Here is a 15,768-nt window from a genome sequence, read left to right as displayed (position 1 = left end):
GGCCAGGATCGCCCGGAAAGTTTTGCATCGACCACCCGGCATTGGGATTTGCCCGACTCCCCGCAGCACCCTAGAATGCGCCGATGCGCGATGATCTCTCCCTTTTGCTGAACTCCCTCAACGATGCCCAACGCCAGGCTGTTGCAGCCCCCGTTGGCCGTCAGTTGGTCCTGGCCGGTGCTGGCTCCGGTAAAACCCGAGTGCTGGTGCACCGTATCGCCTGGTTGATCCAGGTCGAAAACGCGTCCCCGCATTCCATCCTGTCGGTGACCTTCACCAACAAGGCCGCTGCCGAGATGCGCCACCGCATCGAGCAGTTGATGGGCATCAGCCCGGCCGGCATGTGGGTGGGCACGTTCCACGGCTTGGCGCACCGCCTGTTGCGGGCGCACTGGCAGGAAGCCGGGTTGAGCCAGACCTTCCAGATTCTCGACAGCGACGACCAGCAACGCCTGGTCAAGCGGGTGATCCGCGAGCTGGGCCTGGACGAGCAACGCTGGCCCGCGCGCCAGGCGCAATGGTTTATCAACGGTCAGAAAGACGAAGGCCTGCGCCCGCAACATATCCAGGCCAGCGGCGATTTGTTCCTGGCCACCATGCGCAGCATTTATGAAGCCTACGAGGCCGCCTGCGTGCGCGCCGGTGTGATCGACTTCTCCGAGCTGCTGCTGCGCGCCCTCGACCTGTGGCGCGACAACCCAGGCTTGCTGGCCCATTACCAGAAACGCTTCCGACACATTCTGGTGGACGAGTTCCAGGACACCAACGCCGTGCAGTACGCCTGGTTGCGCCTGCTGGCCAAGGGCGGCGACAGCCTGATGGTGGTGGGCGACGACGACCAGTCGATCTACGGCTGGCGCGGCGCAAAAATCGAGAACATCTACCAGTATTCCGACGACTTCCCGGACGCGATCACCATCCGCCTGGAACAGAATTACCGCTCCACCGCCGGCATCCTCAAGGCCGCCAACGCCTTGATCGCCAACAACACCGGGCGCATGGGCAAAGAGTTGTGGACCGACGGCGGCGAAGGCGAAGCGATCAACCTGTACGCCGCGTTCAATGAACACGACGAAGCGCGCTACGTGGTGGAAACCATCGAAAGCGCGCTGAAAACCGGCCTGGCGCGCAGCGATATCGCGATTTTGTATCGTTCCAACGCCCAATCGCGGGTGCTGGAAGAAGCCTTGCTGCGCGAGCGCATTCCGTACCGCATCTATGGTGGCCAGCGTTTCTTTGAACGGGCCGAAATCAAGAACGCCATGGCCTACCTGCGCTTGCTGGAAGGCCGTGGCAACGATGCGGCGCTGGAGCGGGTGATCAACATCCCGGCGCGTGGCATCGGTGAGAAAACCGTTGAAGCGATTCGCGACCACGCCCGCCACGCCGATGTGTCGATGTGGGAATCCATGCGCTTGCTGATCGCCAACAAAGGCCTGACCGGCCGCGCCGCCGGGGCATTGGGCGTGTTTGTCGAGCTGATCGAGAACCTGGCGGCCAAATGCGCGGAAATGCCGCTGCACTTGATGACCCAGACCGTGATCGAGCAGTCCGGGTTGATCGCCTATCACGAAGCGGAAAAAGGCGAAAAAGGCCAGGCCCGGGTAGAAAACCTTGAGGAGCTGGTCAGCGCGGCCCGCGCATTCGAAAACACCGAGGAAGACGAAGAGCTGACGCCGCTCGCCGCCTTCCTCGGCCATGCGTCGCTGGAAGCCGGTGATACCCAGGCCGATGAGCATGAAGACAGCATCCAGCTGATGACCTTGCACAGCGCCAAGGGCCTGGAATTTCCGTATGTGTTCCTGGTAGGCATGGAAGAAGGCCTGTTCCCACACAAGATGAGCCTGGAAGAGCCCGGCCGCCTTGAGGAAGAACGCCGCCTGGCCTACGTGGGCATCACCCGCGCCATGCAGAACCTTGTGATGACCTACGCCGAGACCCGACGCCTGTACGGCAGCGAGACCTACAACAAGGTGTCGCGCTTCGTACGTGAAGTGCCGAAGGGGCTGATCCAGGAAGTGCGCTTGTCCAACAGCGTCAGCCGACCGTTCGGCGGCGGCCAGCAGCAGAACTCCAGCAGCATGTTCGCCGGTTCCGAGATTCCGGAAACACCCTTCAGCCTTGGCCAGCAGGTCAAGCATGCTATCTTCGGTGAGGGTGTGATCCTTAACTTCGAAGGTGCCGGCGCCCAGGCGCGGGTACAGGTGAACTTCGCCGAAGGCAGCAAGTGGCTGATGATGGGCTATGCAAAGCTCGAAGCCGTCTGACAATCGCTTGTGGCGAGGGAGCTTGCTCCCGCTGGAGCGCGAAGCGCTCCCATTTTGCGCCGTGCCAATCTATCAGGCTGCGTTTGCCAGTCAGGGGCTGCTTCGCAGCCCAGCGGGAGCAAGCTCCCTCGCCACATAAGCCAATATGATGAAACTTCGCGTTACATGAAGGTTGATGGCCCGCCCTTGTTTTTACCAAGCGCGGGCCAATATCTGAGATAAGTCCTACGGGCCATTCTGAATCGGTCTTACGCAAAAGCCCGAAACATTATGTCGCTAGCCACTGTCACGACACCTGTGCAACATGGCGCGCGTGCAATCCACAAATGGGAATTCCCTTTATGAAACGTTTTCTTAGCATCGCCATGGCGTTGTGCATCGGCCTGACGATGAGCCTCGACGCCAACGCCAAGCGCTTCGGTGGCGGCAAAAGCATGGGCTCGGCTCCGACTCACCAGACCAGCCAAATGGCTCCTTCCGCCGGTGGCATGGGCGGCGCAGCTGCGACCGCTGGTGCAGCCGGTGCCGCTGGCGCTGCTGCCAAGGCCGGCGGTGCTTCGCGCTGGTTAGGCCCTCTGGCCGGTATCGCCGCCGGTGGCCTGCTCGCTTCCATGTTCATGGGCGGCGGCTTCCAGGGCATGCAGATCTTCGACATCCTGATCCTGGCGGTCATCGCGTTTGTGATCTTCCGCTTTATCGCCGCCCGTCGACGCAAGCAGCAGGAGCACCTGGCGCCAGCCGGCGCGCCGATGCAGCGTGAAGTGTTCGAGCAAAAACCAGCCATGGGTTCGATCTTCGGTGGTTCGGCAGCACCTGCCGCCGCCCGCCCGGTGATCAATGCACCGGCCTGGTTCAACGAAGAACGTTTCGTCGAAGCGGCCCGCAGCCACTTCCAGTCCCTGCAGCAGCACTGGGACGCCAACGAAATGGACAAGATCGCCGAGTTCGTGACCCCGCAACTGCTGGAGTTCCTCAAGCGCGAACGTGCCGAAATCGGTGATGCGTTCCAGTCGACTTACATCGACGACCTGCGCGTACAGCTGGACGGTGTGGATGATCGCGCCGACAAGACCATCGCCACCCTGACCTTCAGCGGTGTGTCGAAGACCTCGCGTTTCGACCAGGGTGAAGTGTTCAGCGAAAGCTGGAACATGGAACGCCCGCAAGGCGAGAACCAGCCTTGGCTGGTCGCAGGTATCCGCCAGAACGGCTGATAACCCTACGCTTGAGCACTTGGTAATAAAAACCCCGGACATGTTCCGGGGTTTTCTATTTCGCGGTTGCACTTATAGCGAGCTACTGTATAAAACGCCCTATTAACCGCGCCAACTAGCAAGAGGATCCCGGCCGTGGAAGAAATCATCGAACAATTGCGTGAAGCCAACGAACCGGTCCCGGTTCCTCTGGAGCTGCCTGACGAAGACCAGATTGTGGAAATCGAAGAACAACTGTTCATCGACATCCCGTTTGTATTCCGTGAATTCCTGCTGACCGTCAGCGACGTGGTGTACGGCAGCCTGGAACCGGTGACCGTCACCGACCCGCAGTCCCACACCTACCTGCCGGACGTTGCCGCCAACGCCTGGGACGCCGGCGTTGACCGCAGCATGATCCCGATCTGCCAGGACGGCGATGACTACTACTGCGTCGAAGAGGACGGCACCGTGGTGCTGTGGTCCGGCGAAGAAGAACTGGTCACCGAAGAAACCTGGGAATCGGTTTGGCACTGGGCGCGGGACGTCTGGCTGGAAAGCTGACGCTTTTTGTGGCGAGGGAGCTTGCTCCCGCTGGGCTGCGAAGCAGCCCCAACCAGGGCAACGCGTTTTTCCAGGCGTGGCGAGGTGACTGTTTTAGGGCTGCTGCGCACCCCAGCGGGAACAAGCTCCCTCGCCACAATGACATCAGTGCTCTGATGTATCTTTGTGGTTATCCAGCGTCTCCAGCAAGGCGACCTGCATCCGCGTATGCACGCGGATGAACCACCGCCAGAGCACCGCCGCCACCGCCGCCGTGACCACGGCAATCAGCACCAGCAACTTGTTGGTCGGCAAAATACTCGCCGACAAGGCTGCCAATAGCAGGAAGATCACCAACAGCGACAGGATCGGGATCACCTCCGCGATCACCCGTCGCACACGCTGGGTATGCCGCCCGGCCATCTCCGGTTTCACACTCATCTCCGCCAGCAACATCGACAGCGCCTTGAGCTTGCGGTACGCCGCAATCAGAAACGGCAGCGACAGCAGCAACGCCCCACCCCAGATCAATGCCTTCTGCCAGCTCGGATCACTGATCCAGCCTTCCAGGTCCCCGCCAATGCGCGCCGCGAAGAAGCTGCCGGCAAAGAAGATCGCGATCACCAATGCCAGGTTCACGCCCACTTGCAGGATGATCTTGCGAATCATCGACGCCAGCATCGCGCCCTCACCTTGAGGCTGAATACTGCGCAACCATTCGCCATACAGGCCGAACACCCGGCTCATGCGCTTGGGCATTACCGCGGCAATCTTCAACGACAATGGGTCAGCGCCGCGAATCAGGTACGGCGTGAGCAGCGTGGTGATCGCCGAAACCGCCACCGCCACCGGATAGAGGAAGTCACTGGTCACCTGCAAGGTCATCCCCAGCGCGGCGATGATGAAGGAAAACTCGCCAATCTGTGACAGCCCCATACCCACACGCAGTGAGGTACGGCCATCATTGCCGGCAATAAACGCCCCCAGGCCGCATGACAGCATCTTGCCCAGCACCACCGCCACGGTAATCACCGCGATGGGCCAGGCGTACTGCAGCAGGATCTGCGGGTCGATCATCAAGCCGATGGCGACAAAGAAGATCGCGCTGAACATGTCGCGAACCGGTTCGATCAGGCGTTCAATTTTAATCAACTGGCGAGATTCGGCCATGATCGCGCCGATCAGGAACGCGCCCAGCACCATGCTGTATTCGAGTTTGACCACCAGCAAGCAAAAGCCGAAACACAGGCCCAACACGGTGATCAGCAGCATCTCGTTACTTTCAAACTTGGCCACATAGGCCAACAGGCGCGGCACCAGCAAAATGCCGATGACCAACGCCACGATCATGAACAGCGACAGCTTGCCAACCGTAGAGAACACCTCACCGGAACTCACCGTGCCGCTGACGGCGATGCTCGACAGCAAGGCGATGATGCCGATGCCCAGGATGTCCTCGACGATCAGCACGCCAAAAATCAGTTGGGCAAAACGCTGGTTCTTCATCTTCAGGTCATTGAGCGCCTTGACGATGATGGTGGTCGAGGAAATCGCCAGGATCGCGCCGAGGAACAGCGAGTCCATGGTGTTCCAGTCGAACCAGCGGCCGATCTCGTAGCCGATCCAGATCATCAGGATGATTTCCAGGAAGGCCGCGATAAACGCCGTGGCGCCGACCTTGAACAACTTGCGCAGGCTGAACTCCAGGCCCAGGCAGAACATCAGGAAGATCACCCCCAGCTCAGCCAGGGTCTTGATGGTGTCTTCGTCGTGGATCAGGCCGAACGGCGGCGTGTGAGGGCCAATGATGAACCCCGCGACGATATACCCCAGCACCACCGGCTGCTTGAGGCGGTGGAACAGGATGGTGACAACCCCTGCCACCAGCATGATCACGGCCAAGTCCTGGATAAAGCTGATGGCGTGCATGGCGAGGGGCTCCTTGAGGGGTACTGGCGCTTTTCCCACTTCCACACGCGCCCTTGAACAGTCGCTAAGCGCGGAAGGAAAAGTCTGCCTTGATCGTAAGAAATGCCCTGGGATGGGCTTTTGAAGGTTAACACCACGACTTCCGGCAGAAAGCCGGTGCAATATATGGAAACAGATCGGCGTTCGCGTGACGGCAAGCCGCCCACTGGCGTCCCGTTAGGGAGAGCGCTGTAAAGATTCCAGCACCCGTAGAGGTGTCCCCCAACCAATGCCTACAACCCGTGAGTGTGCTATGGAACCCGGAAACGCCCAGCTGTCGATGACGGTATTGATGACCCCTGACATGGCCAACTTCTCAGGCAATGTGCACGGCGGCACCCTGCTCAAATACCTCGACGAAGTGGCCTACGCCTGCGCGAGCCGTTACGCGGGCCGTTATGTGGTCACGCTGTCGGTCGACCAGGTGATTTTTCGCGAGCCGATCCATGTCGGCGAGCTGGTGACCTTCCTGGCCTCGGTCAACTACACCGGCAACACATCGATGGAAGTGGGCATCAAGGTGGTGACCGAAAACATCCGCGAGCGCTCGGTGCGCCATACCAACAGCTGCTTCTTCACCATGGTGGCCGTGGACGACCAGCGCAAACCCGCCGCCGTACCGCCGCTGCAGCCACAGAACAGCGAAGACAAGCGCCGCTTTGTGCAGGCGCAGCAGCGTCGGCAGATTCGTCAGGAGCTGGAGAAGCGTTATCGGGAAATCAAGGCAGACGGGCCGTAAATTTCGAGCTGTAAACCCAATCGAATGTGGGAGCTGGCTTGCCTGCGATGAGGGCCTGACAGTCGACATCTTTGTCGCCTGACACACCGCTATCGCAGGCAAGCCAGCTCCCACATTGGGTTTTGTGTGCTTACAGGCCGATGGGTGTTGCTTCGAAGCGTACGCGAGGATGCGCGATACGATCCTGAGCCCGTACCAGCTCCAGCTCGTAACTGGCGCAGGCCTGGGTTTCCAGCAGTACTTCATGCACCGCTGCGGCGGTGAATTCGAAGGCCGCCAACAGGCTGTCACCCAACAGCACACGCGCCAGGAATAACCCCGACGTCAGGTCGCCCACGCCCACCGGCTGACGCGGGAACGCCAGCAACGGCCGGCGCAAGTGCCAGCTGCCTTCAGCGGTAACCAGCAGCATCTCGAAACCCTCCGGTAGCTTGCCCGGGTAATCCAGGTGCTTGACCAACACCGCCTTCGGCCCACGGGCCAGCAGCGCCTTGGCCATCGCCAGGCAATCGAACAGCGATTGCGGCTTGCGCCCGGCGAAGCTATCCAGCTCCAGCTGGTTGGGGCACAGGAAATCCGCCATGGCCGCCGCCTCGTCCAGCAGGAAATCGCTGACTTCCTGGGGCACGATGCAGCCTTTTTCCGGATGGCCCATGACTGGGTCGCACAGGTACAGGGCCTTGGGGTTGATGGCCTTGATACGGGCCACGCCGGTAAGAATCGCTCGGCCCTGGTCGGCACTGCCCAAGTAGCCGGACAGTACCGCATCGCAGTTGCCCAACTCGCCAATCGCGGCAATGCCTTCTACCAACGCCGGAATTTGCTGCGGCGCCAGCACTTCGCCCGCCCACTGGCCATACTGAGTGTGATTGGAGAACTGCACCGTGTTCAGCGGCCAGACGTTCACCCCGACCCGCTGCATGGGGAACACGGCGGCGCTGTTTCCGGCGTGGCCAAAGACCACATGAGACTGGATCGCAAGCAGATGAGGTGTGCGTTTCATGCGGGAGATTTCCGTAAAGCCGTTTGAATTCTGGCCGCGCAGTATGCGACTAAACCCAGCCTGTACGACAGACCAGAGACACAGTTAAGCTGCTCTCACTTTGTTGGAGTTCATCGCATGCTGACCCTGGGAAATATCTTCGTGTTGATGCTGTTGGCGACCGGTGCCGCCTGGGTGTGGCACAACCACGGCCTGCGCGAACGGGCGCTGGAGCGGGTCAAGCAGCATTGCGCCAAACTGGATATCGAACTGCTCGACGGCGCAGTGGCGTTAAAACGCATCGGTTTTGTGAAAGATGCCAATGGTCGACGGCGTCTGGCACGCATTTACAACTTTGAGTTCACCGTGACCGGCGAAGCCCGTCACCCCGGGACTATCACTCAGTTTGGCGCCCACAGCGCGCAGATCGAATTGGCGCCCTACCCGTTCGAGATCAAGACACCGCAGCCCAGCGCCGAAGTCATCGAGCTGAGTCAATGGCGCCAGGACCACGCCAGCAAGACCCGTCACTGACGGCACGCGGCCAGCGTGCTCTGTAGCCCAGCCACGTCCTGTGGCTGGCTGAAGATCAATTCAATACGTGAATCGCGGCGCCACTCGCTGGGTTGCCAGGCGAGTGGACCATTATCCACAGCGTTAGCCGACACCCAGGTATCGCCGCTGTGGATAACCAGCTTGGCGCGGCGCCATTCAAGGCCAGAAAGCCAGCTGTGCAGGCGCGCAATGTCGAACGACTGGCTTGGATGCCAGCGCCAACCGATACTCCAGCCACCTTCCTGGGCCTGACTCAGGCAAATGGGCAACGCAGGATCAACCCAGACGGCCGGCATCTGTACCACACCTTTGGGCACCTCGAAGTTATCCACAGCTGCGCCAGCCTGTGCATCCAGGCCGGGCAATTGCTTGAGCGGCAACTGCGCCTGGCGTGTCCAGTAAATCGGGCAAGCAGGCAGTTGCTGTTCTATGGCCTGGCGCTGTGCGGCATCCAACGATTCATCTTTGTTCAATACCAACAAACCGGCGCTGGCCAGCGCTTCCTGCTGCGCTTGCGGCAAAGCTTTGCCCGCTGCCAATGCTTGGGCATCCAATACCAACACACACGGCTGAACCGCGAGCACGCCCTGCCATGGCGCCTCGCGCAACTGCTTGAGCAACTGCGCCGGATGCCCCAGGCCCGAGGGCTCGATAAACAGCCGATCCGGCTTGGCCCTACGCAACAGGCGGCCAAGCCCTACCTGGAACGGTGCACCATTCACACAGCACAAACAGCCACCGGCGACTTCGCCCAGCGCAATGCCGTCGTCGTCCTGTGTTAGCAAGGCAGCGTCCAGGCCGATTTGCCCGAACTCATTGATCAACACGGCCCAGCGCTCGTTGGCCGGGCGTTGAGCCAGCAGCTGTTTGATCAGGCTGGTCTTGCCGGCGCCCAAAGGCCCGGCAATCACGTGGGTGGGAATGTTCTGCAGCATTGGGCTTCATTCAGGCCGGGTAGAGCGCTTGATCCTACGCGGTTATGCGAGCCAATCCAGTGTCAGGATCAACCGGCGCTCGTCGGCCTTGAGTGCGGGTGAGCGATGGATCAAGCCATGGTTCTCGTTACCGTGCCATTTTGTGCCCTTGAGCAGAGCCACTTCGCCGCAGTGGACCTGCTCGATGCGCTCGGTGGGTTCCGCGTCGGGCTGGCTGAGTTTACGCCGGTCCATCACGCCTTCGCGCAGCCACTGGCTGCCGATCCCGGCGTAGGTGGTGATCAGTCGAACCGGCACATGGTCGACGTGAAAACGCGGGCACATGGCCTTGTCCAACAGCCGCAAACGCACGCCAATCCTCTTGGCACCGAGCAGGCAAGCAAACGCGCTGACCAGCCAGGACACATCGGCGATAAAGCCTTCGTAACCTTCAAGATCACGGCAACTGGAGGCCAAACCCTGCAAATTGGGCACAGCCTCCTCATTGTCGAGCTCAATCACCAAGGAATCCGCCAACGGCTCATTGAGCGCCACCAGCAAGGCGCCAAATTCGGCGATATGCAGGGGCAACTGGCGCTGCCACAGCGCCAGGTTGACGTCGTTTTCGAGGATGTCCGACAGCGCCAGCGGGGTTTCACCACGGGTTTGCCGGATCACCGGGCGTAAGGGGATTACCGGGGCCAGCATCAGGCTACCTGCTCATACCAAGGGCCAAAAGGGTCGGCCAACTGGCGCCAGCCTTCGACGCCCTGGGCCATTTCTTCATCGTTAAGCAAGCACGCGTCCAGCTCGGCGCGCATCTGCGCGAAGTCGATGTTTTGCCCGATAAACACCAGTTCCTGGCGGCAGTCGCCGGTACTCAATTGCCAGTTGCCCATGATCGCCGCTACGCTTTCTTCGTCTTGCGGCCACTGGCTTTTCGGCACAAAACGCCACCAGCGCCCGGCAAAACCATGGCGCATCAAGCCACCGGCCTGGGACCAACTGCCGGCATCCTGATGCTTGCTCGCCAGCCAGAAAAAGCCCTTGGAGCGCAGCAGTTTGCCGTTCACCCACGGGCGATCGATAAAGTCGAAGAAACGCTGCGGATGAAACGGGCGACGCGCGCGGTAAGCGGTGGAGGCGATGCCATATTCTTCGGTTTCCGGCACGTGCTCACCGCGCAACTCCTGCAACCAGCCCGGCGCTTGCGCTGCGCGTTCGAAGTCGAACCGGCCGGTGTTGAGGATCTTGTTCAGCGGCACTTCGCCCATCACCATCGGGATGATTTCCGCCTGCGCATTGAGGCGCTCAAGGATGGCCATCAACTCCTCGCGTTCGCGGCTACTGATCAGGTCGATCTTGCTGATCAGGATCACGTCGGCGAATTCGATCTGCTCGATGAGCAAATCGGTGATGGAGCGCTCGTCGTCTTCGCCCAGGGTTTCACCCCGGGAAGCGAGGCTTTCGGCAGCTTGGTAATCGAGCAGGAAATTCATGCCGTCGACCACGGTGACCATGGTGTCCAGGCGTGCGATATCGGCCAGGCTTTGCTCGTTTTCATCACGGAACGTGAAGGTTTCGGCCACGGGCAGCGGCTCGGAAATGCCGGTGGACTCGATCAACAGGTAATCGAAGCGCCCTTCCTTGGCGAGCTTTGTGACTTCTTCCAGCAAGTCTTCACGCAAGGTGCAGCAGATGCAGCCGTTGCTCATCTCCACCAGTTTTTCTTCGGAGCGATTCAGCGTGACGTCGCGCTGAACCTCACTGCCGTCGATATTGATTTCACTCATGTCGTTGACGATCACCGCCACCCGCAGGTTTTCGCGGTTGCGCAGAACGTAGTTGAGCAGCGTGCTTTTACCAGCGCCGAGAAAGCCGGACAGCACGGTAACGGGAAGGCGATTAGTCATCAGGTAATCCTCATCAGGGTTGGCCGGTCAAATCGCCCGTTTATGGCGTTCGCGCAGCTCTTCACGTTCTTTGGCTTCGATAGACAGGGTGGCAGTGGGGCGCAGCAGCAGGCGTTGCAGGCCGATGGGCTCGCCGGTTTCGCGACACCAGCCGTATTCGCCGCGGGCCAGCAGTTCGAGGGCATCGTCGATCTTGTCCAAGAGCTTTTTTTCACGCTCCAGCAGGCGCAGCTGCCACTGGCGCTGCTCTTCGGCGCTGCCGATATCGGCCAGGTCGCTGTTGGTTTCCTGCTCGCGCAGCACCAGGAATTCAGCCTCGATACGCGCCTGCAGTTCGTAGCGCTGCGTCAGCAGCAGCGCTCGGAAGAAGCCTTGCTGAGCGTCATTCATGTAATCGGCGGGCAGTTGGGCCAGGAGCTCTTGTTCATTCATGGGAAGCGGTTCACGGGTCAGGCTGTTTTTTAATGTTATAGTATAACAATACAAATAAGCCAATCCCCGCTTGCTCGCCACGACGAAGGGCGCAATGCTGGAACACTTTCTTGCCCGAGAGGCACTATGAAATACCTGGTGTGTGCCCTGTTATTGGGCGTGGCAGGATCTGCCTGCGCGCAAACGCCGAGCCCGTTGGCGAGCTGCACGCGCAGCGCTAATTTGCTGGCCTGCGTAGACCCGCTGGGCAATGCCTACAGCGTGGCGACGGTTGGCAGCACTACGTATTTGCGCGGTTTTGAAGTGATCGGCAAACGCTATTGGGCACAGACCAGCAGTCGCTATGGGCAGCTGACGTTCTTTACCGGGTTGGCGTCCGATGGTGAGGCGTGGGTCGGCTACGCGCGCCGCGTGGGCTGGACCACCATCAACCGGTTTTCCAGTTCGGGTGGCGCCAGCGCCAAGTTCACGTGCAGCCGTATAGCCGGCTGTTAGACCTGGCCGCTCTTCTGTTCCTGAACCCAGGCCATGTAGCTGTTCATCGGCGGGTTCTTCTCGAAGTATTTTTTCAGGCCGTCGAACAGGCCATCCGCCACGGCTTGTTGATGACGCGCCGTCACCAGCCGCTGGGCGTCCCGAGTGTTGGAGATAAACCCGGTTTCCACCAGGATCGACGGCACGTCAGGTGATTTGAGCACCGCAAACCCGGCTTGCTCCACGCGCTTCTGGTGCAACGTGGTGATGCTTTGCAGGCTGCCCAACACCGAGCTGCCCAGTTGCAGGCTGGAGGCGATGGTGGCGTTCATCGACATATCGAGAATTACCCCGGCGAGCATCGGATCCTTGTCCTTGAGGTTGAGCAATGTCGTGGCGCCCAACAGGTCGGCGCCGTTTTCGCGCTGCGCCATGAAGCGCGCGGTGGCGGAGGTGGCACCGCCTTCCGACAACGCATACACCGAAGCCCCGGAGGCGGTGAGGCGCGGCGCGGCGTCGGCATGCACCGAGATAAACATATCGGCCTTGTGCTGACGGGCGATGTCCACGCGCTTGCGCAGCGGCACGAAGAAGTCGTCGTTGCGCACCAGCTTCACGTCAAAGCCCTTCTCGCGCTTCAAGCGTTTGGCCAGCAGTTGGGCGATGGACAGCACCACATCCTTTTCGCGCTGGCCCTTGGAGCCGATGGCGCCAGGGTCTTTGCCGCCGTGGCCAGGGTCGACCACCACGATGATGTCGCGCTTGGGGTGCGCTTTATCTACTGGAGCCACCAGCGGCGCCGGCTGCGCAGCAATCTGGCGCGGCGCGTGGGTGGCGTTGGTCAGGTCGAGTACCAGGCGATGGCCTTGACCATCCTGTGGCGGCAATAAAAAGCTGTTGAGCTGCATCGGCGAGGCCAGGTCCAGCACGATGCGCGTATCGCTCTTGCCGAAATGCCCCGAACGAATCGAAGTAATCCCACTGTCCTTCAGCGCCAACTGCGAAAAATCACCACTGAGCCCGGCGCCGCTCAGGTCGATGATCACGCGCTCCGGCGACGTCAGGGAGAAGGTCTTGTATTGCACCGGGCCGCTGAGGTCGAACACCAGCCGCAGTTTGTCGTCGGAGCGCCACAAGCGCGCATTACGAATCTGTGTGGCGAACGCCCCCAATGGAAAGGTGAACAGAGGGCTGACCAGCAGCAGATTGAGAAGCTGACGTCTGTGCATGAAAAACACCGCAAATAAAGGAGCGTCCCTGCTCGACATGACTGAAGAAAGACTGGAGCAGAAAAATCATCGTCGACTTAATCGTTATAATATAACATGTCTTTTTATTGCCAACGATGGACCTGCTCATGAATGCGCTGACTTTGCCGGATATCGCCGCGCAGGCTTCACGGCAAGCCTTGCCACTCGACTGGGTGGGGATGTGCGGCATCGCCCTGCCAATCCTCATCGACGGCCAACGCCTGACTGCCACCGCCGATGCAGGCGTAAGCCTGGACGATGGCGAGGCCCGTGGCATTCATATGTCGCGCCTGTACCTGGCCTTGGAAATGCTCGACCAGCAGCTTCTTACACCTGCACTTCTGCGTAATGTACTGCAGCGCTTTCTCGAGAGTCATGAAGGATTATCTAAGAACGCCTACTTGCGCATTCACACGGATTTGTTACTCAAACGCCCGGCGCTGGTCAGCCCGCTGGCCGGTTGGAAAGGCTACCCGGTGTGCATCGAAGCGCGTCTGGAAAACCAGATGTTCCACGTGGAACTAAAAATTGACGTTACTTATTCCTCAACCTGCCCATGCTCAGCTGCGCTCGCCAGGCAGTTGATTCAGCAGCAATTTCTTCAGGACTTCGCCAACAAGCCGGTGCAGCACGAAGACGTATTGACCTGGCTCGGCAGCGCCAACGGCATCGTGGCCACGCCTCACAGCCAGCGCAGCAGCGCCCAACTGTCGATCCAACTGGACGCCAGCCAGAACACGCTGCCGCTCACAGACCTGATCGACACCGTCGAAGCCGCCCTCGGCACCGCCGTGCAAACCGCTGTAAAACGGGCGGACGAACAAGCCTTCGCCTTGGCCAATGGGCAGAACCTGATGTTCTGCGAAGACGCCGCCCGCCGCCTGAACCTCGCCTTGAAACGCTCGGATGCCGTCAAAGCCTTCCACCTGAAAGTGATCCACGCCGAAAGCCTGCACGCGCACGATGCCGTGGCTGAAAGCCGCTGGACGAGAGACTCTGCATGATCACCTGCAACGCTTTGCGCTGGGGCGCCCCCGGGCAACCACTCACCCCTGCGCTGGATCTGCGCCTGGAAAAAGGCAGCCTCACCGGCATCATTGGCGCCAACGGCACGGGCAAGAGCAGCCTGCTCAAAGTCATCGCTGGGCTGCAAAAGCCGTTGGCGGGCAACGTCAGCGTGGATGTTCCACGTCGTGGCGGCTTATCGTTCCTGCCACAGCAGCAACACCTGGACCGGCAGTTTCCGATCAGCCTGCAAGAGTTGGTCGCGGCCGGTTTCTGGGGTACCAAACTCAGCCCGGAACAACGCAGCCAGCGTCTGCACGCAGTGCTGGAAGACTGGTGCCTCAGCGGCCTGGAGCATCGACCGTTGATGGCGTTGTCTGGCGGCGAACTGCAGCGCGCGCTGCTGGCACGCATGAGCCTGGCTGAAGCGCCAGTATTGCTGCTCGACGAGCCCCACGCCGCCCTCGACGAAGAAGGCCAGGCGCTGTGCTGGAACCATGTGCACGCCTGGCACGATGAAGGCCGCACGGTGGTGATCGTTTGTCATGACCTTGCCTCCGTGCGCCACCACACTCAGCAAGTAGTGCAAATCAAAAGCTCTGGCTGCGTATTTGGCCCCAGTAAAGAACTGATCCGCCCGCAACCTCACATGCAGGTGGCCTGATGCACTTCGCCGCCCACCTGTGGATGCCCTTTCAAGATTTCGTTTTCATGCGCCGTGCCCTGATTGGAGGGTTGGTGCTTGCCTGCAGCACCGCGCCGCTGGGTGTGTTTTTGATTCTGCGGCGCATGAGCCTGATCGGCGACGCCGTTGCCCACGGCATCCTGCCCGGCGCCGCACTCGGCTTCTGGTTCGCCGGCATCAGCCTGCCGGCGCTGACCATCGGTGGCCTCGGCGCTGGGCTGAGCATGGCCGGATTGTCGGCGTGGATCACCCGCCGCACCGGCCTGCGTGAAGATGCCAGCCTCGCGGCCATCTACCCCATTTCGCTCGCCGCGGGTGTGCTGATCCTGGGCATCGCCGGCAAGCGCCTGGACCTCTTGCACCTGCTGTTCGGCTCCGCCCTGGCGGTGGATGAAACCACCCTCACCGGCATGCTCTGGGTCTCGGGTTTCAGCCTGATCGCCATGGGATTGATCTACAAACCGCTGCTGCTGGACACCCTCGACCCGCTGTTCCTGCAAACCGTCAGCCGCCTCGGCCCACTCGCCCACGGGTTATTCCTGACCCTGGTGGTGCTGAACCTGGTGATCGGCTTCCAGGCTATCGGCGCGTTGATGGTGGTGGGTTTGATGATGTTGCCGGCGATTGCTTCACGCTTCTGGAGCCGGCGCCTGCCGGTGTTGATTGCGGTATCGGCGGTGCTGGGATGCCTGTCGGTGTGGCTTGGTTTGCTGCTGTCGTTCTACTACTCACTGCCCAGCGGCCCGGCCATCGTGCTGGTGGCTGGCGGCGGGTATCTGCTGTCCGTGGTTTTCGGCCCGGTGCACGGCTTGCTGCGCCGCCCGCCCTCTCTTACATCCCAATGAGGT

The 15,768-nt window shown here is 60.7% G+C and carries 16 protein-coding genes; 9 read left to right on the top strand and 7 right to left on the bottom strand.

Features of this window, described 5'->3' with window-relative positions:
• Positions 1-83 precede the first annotated feature (83 nt).
• From uvrD to AOA62_RS26785, 3 genes are all read left to right on the top strand, one after another.
• Positions 84-2,267, top strand: coding sequence for a DNA helicase II (uvrD, locus tag AOA62_RS26800; protein WP_017135773.1), 2,184 nt, complete (start codon positions 84-86; stop codon positions 2,265-2,267).
• A 341-nt stretch (positions 2,268-2,608) separates the two neighbouring features.
• Positions 2,609-3,481: a Tim44 domain-containing protein gene (locus AOA62_RS26790; RefSeq protein ID WP_056860905.1), complete on the top strand. Its 873-nt coding sequence runs from the start codon at positions 2,609-2,611 to the stop codon at positions 3,479-3,481.
• A 135-nt stretch (positions 3,482-3,616) separates the two neighbouring features.
• Positions 3,617-4,024: an SMI1/KNR4 family protein gene (locus AOA62_RS26785; RefSeq protein ID WP_017135771.1), complete on the top strand. Its 408-nt coding sequence runs from the start codon at positions 3,617-3,619 to the stop codon at positions 4,022-4,024.
• Positions 4,025-4,168: 144 nt separating this feature from the next.
• Here the strand turns inward: AOA62_RS26785 and AOA62_RS26775 are convergent, their stop codons facing one another.
• Positions 4,169-5,932, bottom strand: coding sequence for a cation:proton antiporter (locus tag AOA62_RS26775; RefSeq protein ID WP_099550225.1), 1,764 nt, complete (start codon positions 5,930-5,932; stop codon positions 4,169-4,171).
• A gap of 292 nt (positions 5,933-6,224) precedes the next feature.
• Between AOA62_RS26775 and AOA62_RS26770 the strand changes: the two genes are divergently transcribed.
• Positions 6,225-6,710 carry an acyl-CoA thioesterase gene (locus AOA62_RS26770; RefSeq protein ID WP_017135769.1) on the top strand — a complete coding sequence of 162 codons (486 nt, stop codon included), beginning with the start codon at positions 6,225-6,227 and terminating at the stop codon, positions 6,708-6,710.
• A gap of 130 nt (positions 6,711-6,840) precedes the next feature.
• Here AOA62_RS26770 and pdxY read toward each other — a convergent pair whose 3' ends face one another.
• Positions 6,841-7,713, bottom strand: a complete 873-nt coding sequence (pdxY, locus tag AOA62_RS26765) for a pyridoxal kinase PdxY (RefSeq protein ID WP_058421087.1) — start codon at positions 7,711-7,713, stop codon at positions 6,841-6,843.
• A 117-nt stretch (positions 7,714-7,830) separates the two neighbouring features.
• On the opposite strand from pdxY, the gene AOA62_RS26760 reads away from it, so the two are divergent.
• The gene (locus AOA62_RS26760; protein WP_017135767.1) at positions 7,831-8,226 is read left to right on the top strand and encodes a DUF3301 domain-containing protein; all 396 of its coding nucleotides are present in this window, start codon (positions 7,831-7,833) and stop codon (positions 8,224-8,226) included.
• Here AOA62_RS26760 and AOA62_RS26755 read toward each other — a convergent pair.
• The 4 genes from AOA62_RS26755 to dksA are packed head-to-tail and all read right to left on the bottom strand — an operon-like array spanning position 8,220 to position 11,506.
• Positions 8,220-9,182: a GTP-binding protein gene (locus tag AOA62_RS26755; RefSeq protein ID WP_099550224.1), complete on the bottom strand. Its 963-nt coding sequence runs from the start codon at positions 9,180-9,182 to the stop codon at positions 8,220-8,222. The two genes, AOA62_RS26760 and AOA62_RS26755, sit on opposite strands and share 7 nt — an antisense overlap.
• A 42-nt stretch (positions 9,183-9,224) precedes the next feature.
• Positions 9,225-9,869, bottom strand: coding sequence for a DUF1826 domain-containing protein (locus AOA62_RS26750; protein ID WP_017135765.1), 645 nt, complete (start codon positions 9,867-9,869; stop codon positions 9,225-9,227).
• Positions 9,869-11,074 (bottom strand): zinc metallochaperone GTPase ZigA, encoded by a 1,206-nt coding sequence (zigA, locus tag AOA62_RS26745; protein ID WP_017135764.1) that lies wholly within the window; start codon positions 11,072-11,074, stop codon positions 9,869-9,871. Before zigA ends, AOA62_RS26750 begins: the two co-directional genes overlap by 1 nt.
• Positions 11,075-11,101: 27 nt before the next feature.
• Positions 11,102-11,506: an RNA polymerase-binding protein DksA gene (gene dksA / locus AOA62_RS26740; protein WP_017135763.1), complete on the bottom strand. Its 405-nt coding sequence runs from the start codon at positions 11,504-11,506 to the stop codon at positions 11,102-11,104.
• Between the two features lie 126 nt (positions 11,507-11,632).
• Here dksA and AOA62_RS26735 point away from each other — a divergent pair, with 126 nt between their 5' ends.
• Positions 11,633-12,001, top strand: coding sequence for a glutamine synthetase (locus AOA62_RS26735; RefSeq protein ID WP_099550223.1), 369 nt, complete (start codon positions 11,633-11,635; stop codon positions 11,999-12,001).
• Here AOA62_RS26735 and AOA62_RS26730 read toward each other — a convergent pair.
• Positions 11,998-13,209: an N-acetylmuramoyl-L-alanine amidase gene (locus tag AOA62_RS26730; protein WP_099550222.1), complete on the bottom strand. Its 1,212-nt coding sequence runs from the start codon at positions 13,207-13,209 to the stop codon at positions 11,998-12,000. The two genes, AOA62_RS26735 and AOA62_RS26730, sit on opposite strands and share 4 nt — an antisense overlap.
• Positions 13,210-13,337: 128 nt before the next feature.
• On the opposite strand from AOA62_RS26730, the gene folE2 reads away from it, so the two are divergent.
• From folE2 to AOA62_RS26715, 3 genes are read left to right on the top strand one after another with little or no spacing between them, the layout of a single operon-like run.
• Positions 13,338-14,234 (top strand): GTP cyclohydrolase FolE2, encoded by an 897-nt coding sequence (gene folE2 / locus AOA62_RS26725; protein ID WP_099550221.1) that lies wholly within the window; start codon positions 13,338-13,340, stop codon positions 14,232-14,234.
• A complete protein-coding gene (locus tag AOA62_RS26720) occupies positions 14,231-14,899 on the top strand; it encodes a metal ABC transporter ATP-binding protein (protein WP_099550220.1) in 669 nt (222 codons plus the stop codon). Before folE2 ends, AOA62_RS26720 begins: the two co-directional genes overlap by 4 nt.
• Entirely contained in the window at positions 14,899-15,765 is an 867-nt protein-coding gene (locus AOA62_RS26715; protein WP_017135759.1) for a metal ABC transporter permease, read from the top strand. The genes AOA62_RS26720 and AOA62_RS26715 overlap by 1 nt, the downstream gene beginning before the upstream one ends.
• Positions 15,766-15,768 lie beyond the last annotated feature (3 nt).

The organism is Pseudomonas sp. 2995-3 (assembly GCF_002742565.1).
GTDB lineage: Bacteria > Pseudomonadota > Gammaproteobacteria > Pseudomonadales > Pseudomonadaceae > Aquipseudomonas > Aquipseudomonas edaphica.
The sequence above is the reverse complement of the archived record's forward strand: the minus strand, read 5'-3'. Positions and strand labels throughout refer to the sequence as shown.